The following is a 14,333-nucleotide window of genomic DNA, read 5'->3' as shown; positions in this document are numbered from 1 at the left end:
TCCTTACAATTCAAATGCGTTTGCAATCGCTGCGACCGTTCGTTCGATATCGGCTTGAGCAATCGTATACGAAATACTGATTTCTGATGTCGTAACTTGATAAAACGTGATATTTTCTGCCCGGAATGTCGCAAATAATTTTGAGGCGACCCCGGTTGCGTCACGCATCCCGATTCCGACAACGGATAATTTAGCGTGTTGGTTATGCCGATCAACCTTTACCGTTGGAAAACGTTCCATGATGTCCTGCAACGCTTCTTCCAAAAACTCTTCTTCGTCTAACGGACAAGAGAAGGAGAGGAAGATGTCACTGTCAAACGTCGTCTGACTGATCATATCGATGTTGACGTGACGACCCGATAACAATTCAAAGATATCCGCGACCGCTGAGTTCGTCTGCGGTACATGTTTAATCGATACTGTCATGACGTTTTTCGTCACACTGACACTCGTGACCGCTTTTTGTTCCATCGTTTCCGTTACCTCCATGATCCAAGTCCCTCTTTCCGATTCAAGTGTTTTCCCAACAAAGATATGCACACCATATTTTTTACCAAGCTCGACACTACGCATCTCCATGACTTTTGATCCGAGCGCACTCATTTCCATCATCTCATCATATGAAATATGTGGAATCGGTTGGGCCGCGGCATGAATCCGTGGATCTGCCGTATATACTCCATCGACGTCCGTATAGATTTCACAGCGTTTATCGAGAACGGCTGCCAGTGCGACGGCAGTCGTATCGGATCCGCCACGTCCGAGTGTCGTGACATCCCCCAGTTCATTGACTCCTTGGAAACCAGCAACGATGATGACATCGTAGGTCTCCAGTTTTTTCCGAAGCAATCCACCATCAATCTGTTTGATTTTACTTTTCGTATGGAGCCCCATCGTACTGATGCCGGCTTGAGCACCTGTCTGCGACAGTGCTTTTGTCCCGAGTGAGTTCAAGGCAATACTAAGGAGCGAGATTGTCTGTTCCTCACCAATCGCAAGCAGACGATCGAGTTCACGGCGTTCCGGCCGATCCGTGATTGCCTGGGCCTGCGCAATCAAGGAGTCTGTCATTTTCCCCATTGCTGATACGACGACGACTAATTTTTCACCTTGATCCGTCCGATTCTTCAAATAATTCGCAATAGACTGAATCTGTTCGACAGTCGCAACCGAACTACCACCAAATTTAAGTACAGTTGTCACAATCCTATCTCCTTTTGTCCCGAAACAGAAAAAAACGACGGGCCGGTAGGAGCGTTCCTACGGCCCGTCGTTATCACGATCGGACAAACGATGACAGTGTCATACGTTCTTTTACGTAAGATAGCGCTCCGAAACGTGGGTTTCGGCAGTACAACGGATCTTAACCGTTGTACCAGCAATCAGGAAAAAGCATTTTCCTGTTCACTTCGGCGGATTTCCCCTTTCACATCACTTGGCATGCTTGCCTTTGTCAGTGTTGCTACTGATGTCATCCGCGCCTCTATCTGTCGGTTGTTAGTTACAGTTATAGCAAACATTTTTTGTTAAATCCAGTGATTTGCCAAACTTTTTTGATTTTTATCCTTCTTCCAGCTTCTGCTTCGCCGATGTCAATTGTTCTCGGACAGCATCAAAACCAGTCCCACCATAGCTTCCCCGTCGTGCGACGGCTTGAACCGGATCAAGTAACGGATAGACGTCTTCCCCGATTACCGGATGGAACGTCTGATACGTCACAAGCGTCAAATCTTTTAAGAAACAATTTGATTGGACGCAATGCAGGACGGCTTTCCCGACGATTTCGTGTGCTTCACGGAAGGGTATGCCTTTTGTGACCAAATAATCTGCCAGTTCCGTTGCATTCGAGAAGTCTTGCATCGTCGCCTTCTTGAGCGCTTCTGTCTTAAACGTAGCGGATTCAAGCATCCCGGTAAAAATCTGAACCGATTGTAACACCGTATCAGCCGTATCAAAGACGCCTTCCTTATCTTCTTGCATATCTTTATTGTAAGCGAGTGGTAATGCTTTCATCGTCGTCAAGAACCCCATCAAGTTTCCATATACCCGTCCTGTCTTCCCACGAATCAATTCCGCGAAGTCCGGATTCTTTTTCTGTGGCATCATGCTTGAACCGGTCGAGAACGCATCAGATAACTCGATGAAAGAAAACTCTTGCGACGCCCAGATGATGATTTCTTCACAGAACCGCGACAGGTGCATCATGACTGTCGAGGCGATTCCGAGATATTCGATGACAAAATCACGATCCGAGACGGCGTCTAAACTATTCGGATAGACGTGCTCAAAACCAAGCAACTCGGCTGATTTGAACCGATCGATCGGGAACGTCGTCCCGGCAAGTGCACCGGCACCGAGTGGCGACATCCGAATCCGCTTCAAGTTATCCGTTAATCGATCGGCATCCCGTTCAAACATCCAAAAATAGGCAAGTAAATGATGGGCCAGCGAAATCGGTTGGGCCCGTTGGAGATGCGTATAACCGGGCATGATTGTTTCGATGTGCTGATCTGCCTGTCCCGTGATGACAGATTGTAAGTTACGGATACTCGTCAACAGTTCGAGCACATGTTGCTCCATCCAAAGATGGAGATCGGTCGCGACTTGGTCGTTTCGACTGCGTGCTGTATGCAACTTCCCGGCGACGGGACCAATCTGCTCCGTCAACAACCGTTCGAGATTCATATGGATGTCTTCATCTGCAAGCGAATAGACATGCTGATCAATCGTCTGTCGTAATCGTTGCAGACCGGCTTCGATTTGTTTCCATTCCGTCTCCTCGAGAATTCCTTGTTCGTATAACATCTGTGCATGGGCCAAGCTGCCTTGTAAATCGACAGCCGCCAATTTTTGATCAAATGAAATCGATGCGCCGAATGCCTCCGCCTGAGCGGAAGCACTTTCCGTAAACCGTCCGCCCCATAGTTTCGTCATTTTTTCACGCCTTCCTGACGATGGACACTTGCATGTGTCGCAATCGCTAGACCATGCAATTTAATGAATCCTTTTGCCGCTTCGTGATCAAATGCATCTTCTTTTGTGTAAGTCGCGAGTTTCTCGTCATACAGCGAAACAGTTGACTGACGTCCTGTAACGGTCGCGTTCCCTTTGTACAGTTTGACGCGGACTTCGCCCGTCACATCTTGTTGTGTCGCTGTCAAGAAGGCTTTCAGTCCTTTTGTTAACGGTGCGTGGAACAATCCGTTATAAATCGTCTCTGCATATTGTTTGCTTAAAATCGGTTTGAAGTGAGCAACATCCTTAGTCAGCGTGATTGTCTCTAAAGCAGCATGTGCTTTAAGTAAAACCGTTGCACCCGGGCACTCATACACTTCACGTGACTTGATCCCGACAAGACGGTTCTCGACATGGTCAATCCGTCCGACGCCATGTGCCCCGGCGATGATGTTGAGTTCTGTGATCAGTTTTGCGAGTGGATAGGCTGTTCCATTGATTGAAGTCGGTACACCCGCTTCAAAACCGATGACGATTTCTTCTGCTTGATCCGGTGCTTCTTCCGGTGCCACCGTCAACGCATACGCATCTTGCGGAGGTTCTGTCCACGGGTTTTCAAGGACGCCACACTCGTTACTCCGTCCCCAAAGATTCATATCAATTGAATACGGGCTGTCGAGGTTAATCGGGATCGGGACATCATTTTCCTTAGCATAGGCAATCTCTTCTTCCCGTGACCATTTCCACTCCCGGACTGGCGCGATGACTTCGAGTGACGGATCGAGGGCCGCGACCGAGACTTCAAACCGGACTTGGTCATTTCCTTTTCCGGTACAGCCGTGAGCGACTGCCGTTGCGCCGTGCGCATGGGCCACTTCGACCAGTTTTTCAGCGATCAACGGACGGGATAGTGCCGAAATCAAAGGATAAGCTCCTTCATAATGTGCTCCATATTGAAGGGCTGGCAAAACAAACTCGTTCGCAAACTCCTCTTTGACATCAAGAACGATCGATTCGACGGCTCCGACGAGCAATGCTTTTTCTTTGATGACCGTCAAATCTTTTCCTTCACCGACATCCATGCATAACGCGACGACATCATAGTCCTTGCTCAACCATTTGATGGCGACCGAAGTATCAAGTCCACCTGAATACGCTAAAATCAATTTTTGTTTCGTCATTCCCAATTCCTCCTTGAAGTCGACTGTATCTATCTGTATAAAAATTCACTATGAATTATATATATACATAGATATCAAAAAAAAGAAACCCTTTTTCAGGATTTCTCATCAAATTCCATCAAATTTTCTTCTCCATCGTCCGATGCGGAATCCCGGCATCATCAAATTCATCCGAGACGATGGCATAACCAAGTCCTTGATAAAAGGGAATCGCCTGGACTTGCGCACCAAGCGTCAAAATCGTCCGTCCTTCACGGCGTGCAATCCGTTCCATCGCCCGCATCAGTTCACCGCCATACCCTTTTCCGCGTGTCGCAGCAAGCGTGGCGACACGTTCCACCTTCATCCGTTGCTCGTCATACGGGCGGGTTCTGCCCGTCGCCACCGGACGATTCATCTCATCGAGAACGAGGAGATGGATTGCCGTTTCGTCATGTGTATCATATTCAAGATTGCGCGGGACGCCTTGTTCCTCGACGAAAACACGTTCCCGGATCATGCGTACAGCTTGCTTATGCTCTGTTGTTTTTACTTGTATGACGGTCATGTATGTAATTCCTCCTCTAATGCTTCTACAAAGGCCAGTGCATCTTCATGCGTTACGAACAAAACTTGCGCGTTCGTTTCGCTTCCGCCACCGCGGCCATTAAACTGTTTGACGTGTGTTTTCGTAAACTGTCCGAGATGCACACGTCCCGTGCTGTACATCAAGAGTTTCTTAGCGACCTCGTTCCAGACAAGTACAGTACGCCCTGCTTCTACCAATGCTTTACCGATTTTTTCTGAAAAACGGATATCTTCCTGCTCATGGTGAAGCACTAGAATCTGCTCCGGTCCGTTCAAGAGCTGTTTCAGAACGGTTTGGACATGCGCGTCCTCTGCTTGACCGACTTGTCGATTCAACCGGATTTGATCTTGTTTCAGTTCGTCGACGACGTCACGGACCTGATCTTTTTTAGCCGATAAGAAACGTGCAGTTTCCGACAAGACACGTCGTTCTGTCGTGAGTAATCGAAACGCCCGGTCCTTTGCGACATACGTCAATCGGATATTCCCCCGAATCTTTTCTTGACCCGTAAATAAAATCAACTCCAGTTCTGATGTTGATTCAAGGTGTGTTCCGCCACATGCACTATAATCGAGTTCACCGATTTGGACAACTCGAATTTGACCAGTCACTTGAGGCATTTTTCGTAATGGTAATGCCAAAGCCTCCGCCTCTTCGTATTCTGTAGCCGTGATGACATGTCCGGCCACGATGACCTGACGTAACCGTTCCTCAAGCCGGTTCTGTAATTTCTCGTCCCACTGGTCCGTCGCAAGATCGAGTGTCGATTCTTCTGATCCTGTTCGAAAACTGACGGTTTTAATCTGAAACTCATCTTGTAAAATCGCCGAAATGACATGTTGGGCTGTATGTTGCGCCGCATGATCCGTCCGGACTGCATCATCGACTTCACCGTGAACAGTTTTTCCAAGAAGCGGACTGTTCAGCAGATGCCAAACGATGCCTTCTATTAGTTGGACATCCAGCACCTCGATTCCATTCAGCGTCCCGCGATCAGCTGGCTGTCCTCCACTTTCCGGGTAAAAATAGCTTTTTTCCAACGCGACCCAATACCCCTGTTGTTCTTTCATATCCGCTACAACGGTTTCGAATGTCCGAACCGTCGGATAAATTTGTTCAAGACGCATCCTACGCCCACCTTTCTTCATCTGATTTCGCTTCTATTATGCCACAAATTGCCTACAATCGTTTGTCGGCACCTTCATTTCCTAGTACACTAGACGAAAGACTATCGACCGCGAAGGGACGAAATGCCGTGATTCAGCACATCAATAAAAATTCACCACTTCCAATCTACTATCAAATCGAAGCTGCCTTGAAACAACAAATCGAAAGTGGTCTGTTGCAGCCAGGGGATTTGATCCCCTCTGAACGAGAGTTTGCTGAGGCACATCAAATCAGCCGAATGACGGTTCGCCAAGCGATTTCAAACCTTGTCAACGCGGGTTATCTGATCCGTCAAAAAGGTCGTGGCACATTCGTTGCCAATAAAAAAATCGTCATGCAATTGTCTGGATTGACTAGTTTTTCAGAGGAGATGGAACACCTCGGACTCGAACCAGCGAGTGAACTCTTGTCCTATCAGGTGATTGCTGCTGAAATGACGATTGCAAATAAACTGGGCATCCGTGAAGGTGCCAAGATTTATGAATTAAAACGCTTACGCATCGCCAATGAACAACCGCTCGCGCTTGAGACCGTCTATATTCCGGAACAGTTGTTACCGGGTCTGAATCAGGAAGTTGCGATTGCTTCCTTATACGCATTCGCTGAAGCGAGTGGGCTGAACCTCGGTCGTGCCAGTCAGACGTTCGAGTCGCGTCTCGCTACAAAAGAAGAAGCCCACCATCTCGGTTTGTCGATCAGTTCGCCCGTCTTATCGGTCGAGCAATTGACCTTCCTTGCGACGGATCAACCGTTTGAATACGTCATTTCGGCTTATCGTGGCGATCGGTACACCTTTACGGTCGAGATGGAGCGACGACGTTGATTATTCCCTAAAAAAGGGTCTGACTCATCAGTCAGGTCAAGATCAATCCTTGAGACGGACGTTTCCGACATCCTCGCTTTCCATGGGCGTCGAGGATGAACGTTTCCGTCCTCTATCAATCAAATGGCCGATGATTCCATCTTTCACGGAATTATCGGCCGTTTCTATGCAAATTCTTATTGTTCACGAAGGAAAAGGGAGGTAGATTTCCGAATCAAACATCGGAAATCCACCTCCCTTCATTCCTTTTAATCGAGAGACGTCCTCATTTTTGAGTCAGCCCCTTTTTTTGATTTATTGAACAGGTTCTTCGACTGTCGTTGAATCGGTTTGTCCGGGTGTTTCCGTTTCATCTTTGATCGGTGAGACTTCTTGTCCTTGCATCGCTTTTGTTAAGTTTGCTTTGACACGGTCAAGCTGGTCTGGGTCGAGATGATATTCCCATTTCCCGCTGATCCCGATATACCCTTCTCCCGCTAACTGGTATTCGGTCGTATTACGTAATGCCGTCGTGAAGTCCACTAGACGTAAATAGTCATTGGGACCTAGATTCGTCTCGACGTTGTCTCCGACTGCATCTAAAATATCACGGTACGCACCAAGCGAACGGAAGCTCGCTGCCTCTTTCGCAACTGCCTGAATGACTTGCATCTGTTTTTGTCCCCGACCGATATCACCGAGTGGATCATCGTGACGATTTCGGACATAGGCGAGTGCCTGTTCTCCGGTCAGATGTTGCATCCCTTTTTCAACGGTAATCGTGCCTGCCTTACGTGCTGAATCCTGTTCTTTAAACGCGTAACGGACATCCACATCTACACCGTTTAAGGCATCGATCAATTGAACAAATCCTTGGAAATTGACTTTGACGACATGGTTGATCTCAATTCCAAGCAAATTTTCAGTCGTCTCACGTGCTAACTTGATTCCGTTGTATGAGCTGGATGGATCCATCGAACCAAAGTAGTGGGCATGGGTGATTTTATCCTGCTCGACACCCGTCTTCCCGTATGGCACGTCATATTTCGAATAGTCGATGTTAACGAGCGAGTCACGAGGAATACTCGTCAACACCAATTGTTCCGTTTTTTTGTTCAAGACACCGACGATCATGACATCTGATCGAGCGGGCTCATTCCGTGATTTGCTGGCTTTTGTCTCATCCGTTCCTAAAATCAAAAACGATTCGGACGGAACATCGTCATATTTAGAACTCGCACTCGAACCTGGAATGTTGATTTGTGTTTTCGCTAATGTTTCCTGCGTTTTTATGAAAACCGCTCCCGCATAACCGGAACCGATGACAGTCAAAAGTAGTAACAAGGCCGCGATCACTTTGATGAACATCTTGCCAGCACTCGGTTGCCTCTTTCTTGCTGATCTCGTCTGCATCTGTAAGCCCTCATTTTCATGTAAATTTTCTGTAAAGTTCACTATTCTCCATTATCCGGACTTTTATTGAAATGTCAATTTACGATTCGATTAAGATCGTGTGATTTCATTACTTGACGAACGTCCATGCTTTTCGATTCGGATTTCAAAAGAAAAAAACTCGCCTTACCAAAAATGGACTTTTAAAAGTCCGTTTTCGTGAAAGACGAGTCCGTTGTTTCCCGATTCATTTCATAAAATTCGTATACGCTGCCCGACCAGTCCGTTTTGCTTCTTCCGATAACAGGCTTGCCGCTTCTTCATCCAATACGACCATGACATCTGCGTGCCGTTGTAAGATGGTCGCCGGACAGTCGACTGTTGCCGGTCCTTCCATCATGTCCCGGATCGCTTCCGCTTTCCGTTCACTCGACGCCACCAACAAAATCTTTTTCGCTTCCATGATCGTGCCGATTCCCATCGTGATTGCTTCGCTCGGAACATCTTCTAAGCGGTCAAAAAACCGTTGATTGGCAAGTCGTGTCGATTCCGTTAGTTCGGTGACATGCGTCTTAGCATCAAACGGAGTTCCCGGCTCGTTAAACGCGATATGTCCGTTTGAGCCGATACCAAGAAGTTGAATATCGATCCCGAGTGTCCTGACGAGATGTTCGTACCGGTCACTTTCTTCAACCGGATCCGCTGTATTACCGATCGGCAGATAGGATTCCTTGAAAGTAACCGTTTCAAACAGATGTTCCTTCATGAAGGTATGGTAACTGTGCGGATGATCCGGACTCAGTCCGACATATTCATCCAAGTTGACAGTCGTCACGTGCCGGCAATCTAGTTGATCCTTACGCCATTCTTCGTACACACCGAGCGGGGAGCTGCCCGTCGCGAGACCTATCGTCAAACCTTCCGGGTGTCTCAGAATTTCTTGTTTTAGTAATTGATACGAGACGTTTGCTAATTCTTCTGCTTTTTTTACAATCATCCATTTCATCAGCTGTTACCCCTTCCGTCCTTTAAATTGATGGATCGTTCCTCGGTGAATCGTCTGTTCGACTTCTAGATTCGCATTTAACACAACAAAATCCGCATCTTTCCCTCGTTCAAGTCGCCCCTTTTGTGTCAGACCAAATTCTTCCGCCTGGTTGACTGAAGTCATCTGTACCGCTTGTTCCAGTGAACAGCCGGTAAACGTGATGATGTTGCGGAGCGCCTGATCCATCGTCAAGACACTCCCTGCCAAATGACCGCTCGCTAGCCGTGCTGCGCTGTCCTTGACGTAGACCGTCTGTCCGCCTAACTCGTATTCTCCGTCCGACAACCCTTTTGCCCGCATGGCATCGGTGATGACTGTCAACCGTTCTGGTCCCTTCATCCGATAGGCGAATTCAACCATCTCTTTGGAACTATGAATCCCGTCCGGAATGATTTCTGCATAAACAGATCGTTCAAGCAGACAGTATCCGACCGTTCCGGGTTCCCGGTGATGCAGGGCACGCATCTGATTGTAGAGATGCGTGCCGTGTGTGACTTGTCCTAAATGATTTTGATCAAAGGTCGCGTCCGTATGTCCGGCAGATGGAACCGCCCCTGTCGCTCGGACTGCGGCTTCAAAAGCACGCGCTCCCGGACGTTCCGGCGCATAGGTGACGAGCTTGATTTGATTTCCGGATACCTCTTGCCATTTTAAAAACTGTTCGACATCCGGTTCAACAATATATTCAAGAGGTTGTGCCCCCGCATAATCCGGATTGATGAACGGACCTTCGAGATGGATTCCTTCTATCGTCGTTTGGCGAGAGGCTATGACGTCTCGCGCGACTTCCAACGCCCGGCTGATTTGATTCCAGTCCTGGGTGATCGTCGTCGCAAAAAAGGAAGTGACTCCTTCTGCAAGCATCGCTTCGCTTAACCGGATCAATGCTTCCGGATCCGCATCCATCGTATCGACATCATATCCACCATGAATGTGAATATCGATCATTCCTGGAATCAGTCGTTTCCCTCCCAGATCAATGACGGTTTCGTCGGCTGGCGTATAGTCGGTCATGTCACCAATCGCTTCGATCACACGATCAAATCGAATGAATCCGTTCGGAATGACTCCCTGTCCTGTATAGATTTCTGCATGAATGATGCTTGTCATATCTTCGCTCCCTTTCCCTGTATGATCCCGTTCGTCATTATTCCTTCACCTTTAGTATATCGTCATTCATTCTAGTTGTATAGACCTTTATACATTTTAATCGAACACAAAAAAGAAGATCCCTTATGATAAAGGAATCTTCTTTCACTTACGGTAATAAAATCCGGTCTTTTTTCTTCGAGATGAGACGCGTTACCTTGAAAATGGCCATCGTCAAGGATTGACGTTTTCGGTACGCCAAGTAGCGTCCTTCCCATTTCGGATCGTATTTTTCTTTATACCGTCTCAAGCCGGTGAAGCTGTACATATAGCGGATGTTGTTAAAGACATCGGCTGCGACCCGTTCTTGCCAGAAGGAGGTTTCATCCTCACCAACGGAAGACAAAGGTGCCATCCCCATGTTGAACGTATGGTATCCCTGCTCCTTTGCATATTCAAACAGACGCATGAGCATCGCGTCCATGATCCCGTTCGGACCATCTGGGCGAAAACGCATCAAATCAATCGACAAGACACCTTCTTGATATGCCGGCATGAAAGTCATGAATCCTAGAATCTCATTTTGGGCATCACGCATGATACCAATCGGAGCTTGGTTCAGATAGGACTCATCAAAATAACCAAGTGAAAAGCCTTTTTCTGATTTCCCGCCTAACCAGTCATCCGAGACGTCTCGTAACTCGTCAAGCAAGTCGCTGGTCAAGGGGGGCTCGACGATTTCAAACGTCATCCCTTCCCGTTCAAACCGGTTTTTAATGGAACGTAGACCGGCCCGTTTTTTTCCTGAAACCGTGAAGCTGGTAATGTCGACGATTGCCTCCTCACCTAACTTAAAGAAGTTGAATCCAAAATCATGATACAGGGACATGTTTTGTGCCTGTATCTGATAGATGTTCGGGATATACCCCAAGTCCTCGACGCGTCGTAGAAAACACGCAATCAGTTGGGAATGTTCTGCCGGATCCCCACTCGGGTCTCCGAGCATCATGATCCGGTTACCCGTTTGACTGAATTGAATGAACGAACGACCCGATTCGGAATAGAAAAAGCGTTTATCTCCCAAAAAGGCCAAATGACTTAAATAATTCCCGCCTTGTTCCGTTAACACGGCGGTCACTTTTTGTTGATCTAATTTTTCTCCTAAGACAGGTTGGTTAAACGCATTAAATAAACGAATGAAGACGAGGGTATAGACAAGAGCAAAAATCGTCGCGCTGGCAGCAAACATAAAAATTTCATGAGCCGGATAGACCTTTGTCCCATCGGCTGATCCGAGCGTATAAAAGGCGTAACCAAAGAAAATGAACCCTCCGATATACAAAAAGCCAGCGATACTCGCACGGATCAGACGGGTCGTCGTAATCAAAGTGCGTTCGCGATGAAAGGCATTTCGTGACATCGTGACCAAAATTAAAACAATCAGTACGACGGATAAGGAAATCAGGTTAAATCCACGAAGCGCCATCCCGATGAGGGCAAAGAACGACGCACCATAGATCATATATAATGAACGTTTTGTCCGACGATACAAGGAGGGTGCCAGTAAGACATACAACAAGCCCGCCATTAAAAAGAAACTGTTTGCGAGCAATAAAAGTTCATGCGGCAAACGTGCTTCCAGGTATTCATATTGGGTGGAGTTCGGCGGTAAAATCGCCAGTCCCCAAATCGTAATACCGGCGAGTAAGGTGATCAAGGCTAATGTAAAGTGCCGGACCTTACTCAAGAAACGTAACTGGAGTCGCCAGAGGACACCTCCGACTTCCACTGAGGGTCCGACGATCGGTTTGTCTTCAATCATCTTGACGACGGGACCACTGAATTCACGTGCCGAGAAAATCACACCAATCACAAACGGAATCAAGTAATAGACCAACCGGTAAATCAGTAATCCCGTGAGGACGATCCCCTCTTCGACACCCGCACGTTGCATGCCGATCAAAAAGACTAAGTCAAACGATCCAAATCCACCTGGTACCATCGAAATCAGTCCAGCTGTCGCTGCGATGATGAAGACCCCGATGACTTTTGAAAAACTGACGTCTGTCCCAAGTGCCGCTAAAATCAAATACACGACGACTCCGGCACTAAACCATTCTGCGAGTGACACTAAGGAATAGAGGGCAATCGACGACGGACGAATACTGCTGCTCCCCCGGCGGAACGTAAACAACAAATAGACCGGGAAGAAAAAAGCAACGCCGATGATGACCGGCCACAACCATTTTTTTAAGTCCAATACTTCGAATGCCGGAAAAACATTTAGTAATGACAACGCCGATAGAATCGATAATCCACTGATCAGCGTTGGCGCCATCCAACCAATCGCCTTCAATAGACGAGTGCCCTCGACGAATGGACGATATAGTGCCGAGCGGACACCGATTCCGGCGAGTCCACCGAAACCGATGATGCCGTTAAACGAATTGGCAATCCAAGAGGCCCGGAAAATCAACCCGAGCGGTACTTTGGCTTGAAGCGACCGCAATAAAAAGAAGTCATAAAAGAACATCGTCGCGACTGCTGCAAGTCCAGCGATGATGAGCAAAATGAATTTCCAAGACGGGATTTGTTGAATCGCTCGAATCGATTCTTTTAACGACAGACTTTTTAACTCGTTTTGTCCTTGATAAAAAATGAATGCAATCAAGACGATCGGCAAAATGATTTTCGCAACCGTCATGAGGCGCTGTTTATTGAGCTTCATTTCACGACCTCCTTCGATTTTCTAACGAGATGCACCAAGCGGAGTAACAAAAGACCGGCTCCGACAGCAAGTCCGATGATCAATCCCCACCAATAGCCGTCTGGTCCAAGTGCCGTAAATCGCTCGAAATAAAAGCCAAGTGGCAAACCGATGACCCAGTAGGCAGTAATCGTCAGAATGAAGGTGACGTTCACATCTTTGAATCCTCGCAGTGCCCCCTGAGTCGGTGCTGCGATCGCATCGGATAATTGAAAGAAAATCGCCAAGATCATGAAATGTGCTGCCATCTCGATGACAGCGGGGTCATTACTGTAGAGTGCTGCAACCTGTTCGTTTTGGACGTACAACAATCCACCGGAGAACAAGGACACGGCAAGGCATAACAACAAACCGATCCAGACATACTGTACCGCGTCCTTGACCCGTTTGGCCCCCATCTCGAAGCCGACCGTGATCGTCAGTGCTGATGCTGCCGAGAGGGGAATCATGTAGACAAATGACGCAAAGTTGATTGCTGCCTGATAGGCTCCGATGACGACATCGCCGTAAGCGCCGAGCAACAACGTCACTGCCGAAAAGATACTGACTTCTGAAAAAATCGCCAGACCAATCGGCGCTCCAAGTAAGATCAATTCTTTGATCCGCTTGACATCCGGTTTATAAAAACGTCGGAGAATCCCAAGGCGTTGGAACAGTTCCCCTTTTAAGACAACACCGATGACCGCAAGACATAAAATCCAATAGGTGATCGCTGTCGCGACCCCTGCCCCGATTCCGCCCAATTCCGGAAAACCGAACTTTCCGAAGATAAACAGATAATTGAAAGCGACATTAATGGGTAAAGAGAATAATAATAACGTCATCGTAATGTTCGACTTCCCTAAGGAATCAATCAACGTACGAAGGACAAAGAAGACAAACATCGGTATGATACCAAACCCTAACATGATGAGATACACACGGGCGACATGACGTGCTTCGTCCGATAATTCCATCTGATGTAAAATCGGATTAACAAGCAAAAAACCAAGGATGATTGTCAGGAGGATGATGACGACAGACACATAAAGCGCCTGAACGACGATTCGTTTCACTTCTCGTTCCTTCCGTGCGCCCATCGCCTGGGAGACAAGTGGAGCGACGGCTAATAAGATACCGGTCAACCCGGTATAGACGGGTGCCCATAGACTCGCTCCGACTCCAACACCTGCTAAATCAGCTGATCCGTATCGACCAGCCATGACTGTATCAAAAAAACTAATTAAGTAAAACGCTACCTGTGTGACCAGAATCGGAAAGAAGATCTTCATGAACTGCTGAATCTTTCCAAGTAGCGTAGTTGTTTCTAACATTGTTCCACCACATTCCAGGGCAATACATTCCCCTATTTTTAATAAGTTATT

11 protein-coding genes and 1 riboswitch are annotated in these 14,333 nt (G+C 47.4%); of the genes, 1 reads left to right on the top strand and 10 read right to left on the bottom strand.

The window, feature by feature from the left end; translation table 11 throughout:
- Positions 1–3: 3 nt before the first annotated feature.
- The 5 genes from KNQ13_RS06870 to KNQ13_RS06850 all read right to left on the bottom strand — a co-directional run bounded on the left by KNQ13_RS06870 (position 4) and on the right by KNQ13_RS06850 (position 5,831).
- Positions 4–1,203 carry an aspartate kinase gene (locus KNQ13_RS06870; protein WP_026830861.1) on the bottom strand — a complete coding sequence of 400 codons (1,200 nt, stop codon included), beginning with the start codon at positions 1,201–1,203 and terminating at the stop codon, positions 4–6.
- A 113-nt stretch (positions 1,204–1,316) separates the two neighbouring features.
- Positions 1,317–1,494: riboswitch (Lysine riboswitch) on the bottom strand.
- A gap of 66 nt (positions 1,495–1,560) precedes the next feature.
- A complete protein-coding gene (argH, locus tag KNQ13_RS06865; RefSeq protein WP_026830860.1) occupies positions 1,561–2,934 on the bottom strand; it encodes an argininosuccinate lyase in 1,374 nt (457 codons plus the stop codon).
- Positions 2,931–4,136 carry an argininosuccinate synthase gene (locus tag KNQ13_RS06860; protein ID WP_014969493.1) on the bottom strand — a complete coding sequence of 402 codons (1,206 nt, stop codon included), beginning with the start codon at positions 4,134–4,136 and terminating at the stop codon, positions 2,931–2,933. The genes argH and KNQ13_RS06860 overlap by 4 nt, the downstream gene beginning before the upstream one ends.
- 118 nt (positions 4,137–4,254) lie before the next feature.
- A complete protein-coding gene (locus KNQ13_RS06855; RefSeq protein WP_014969492.1) occupies positions 4,255–4,683 on the bottom strand; it encodes a GNAT family N-acetyltransferase in 429 nt (142 codons plus the stop codon).
- Positions 4,680–5,831: an alanyl-tRNA editing protein gene (locus tag KNQ13_RS06850; protein ID WP_026830859.1), complete on the bottom strand. Its 1,152-nt coding sequence runs from the start codon at positions 5,829–5,831 to the stop codon at positions 4,680–4,682. The genes KNQ13_RS06855 and KNQ13_RS06850 overlap by 4 nt, the downstream gene beginning before the upstream one ends.
- A gap of 128 nt (positions 5,832–5,959) precedes the next feature.
- Here KNQ13_RS06850 and phnF point away from each other — a divergent pair, with 128 nt between their 5' ends.
- A complete protein-coding gene (gene phnF, locus KNQ13_RS06845; protein ID WP_014969490.1) occupies positions 5,960–6,694 on the top strand; it encodes a phosphonate metabolism transcriptional regulator PhnF in 735 nt (244 codons plus the stop codon).
- Between the two features lie 294 nt (positions 6,695–6,988).
- Here phnF and KNQ13_RS06840 read toward each other — a convergent pair whose 3' ends face one another.
- From KNQ13_RS06840 to KNQ13_RS06820, 5 genes are all read right to left on the bottom strand, one after another.
- Positions 6,989–8,086: an LCP family protein gene (locus KNQ13_RS06840; protein WP_034774486.1), complete on the bottom strand. Its 1,098-nt coding sequence runs from the start codon at positions 8,084–8,086 to the stop codon at positions 6,989–6,991.
- Positions 8,087–8,312: 226 nt separating this feature from the next.
- Entirely contained in the window at positions 8,313–9,071 is a 759-nt protein-coding gene (gene nagB, locus KNQ13_RS06835; RefSeq protein WP_014969487.1) for a glucosamine-6-phosphate deaminase, read from the bottom strand.
- A gap of 6 nt (positions 9,072–9,077) precedes the next feature.
- On the bottom strand, positions 9,078–10,223 hold the full coding sequence (gene nagA, locus KNQ13_RS06830; protein ID WP_026830857.1) for an N-acetylglucosamine-6-phosphate deacetylase: 1,146 nt from the start codon (positions 10,221–10,223) through the stop codon (positions 9,078–9,080).
- A gap of 148 nt (positions 10,224–10,371) precedes the next feature.
- Positions 10,372–12,930 (bottom strand): bifunctional lysylphosphatidylglycerol flippase/synthetase MprF, encoded by a 2,559-nt coding sequence (gene mprF, locus KNQ13_RS06825; RefSeq protein WP_014969485.1) that lies wholly within the window; start codon positions 12,928–12,930, stop codon positions 10,372–10,374.
- Positions 12,927–14,282, bottom strand: a complete 1,356-nt coding sequence (locus tag KNQ13_RS06820) for an MATE family efflux transporter (protein WP_026830856.1) — start codon at positions 14,280–14,282, stop codon at positions 12,927–12,929. The genes mprF and KNQ13_RS06820 overlap by 4 nt, the downstream gene beginning before the upstream one ends.
- Positions 14,283–14,333: the final 51 nt, after the last annotated feature.

Origin of the sequence: Exiguobacterium sp. s128 (genome assembly GCF_018618815.1) — a bacterium.
GTDB classification, from domain to species: domain Bacteria; phylum Bacillota; class Bacilli; order Exiguobacteriales; family Exiguobacteriaceae; genus Exiguobacterium_A; species Exiguobacterium_A antarcticum.
This window is presented reverse-complemented; position numbering and strand designations above follow the sequence as displayed.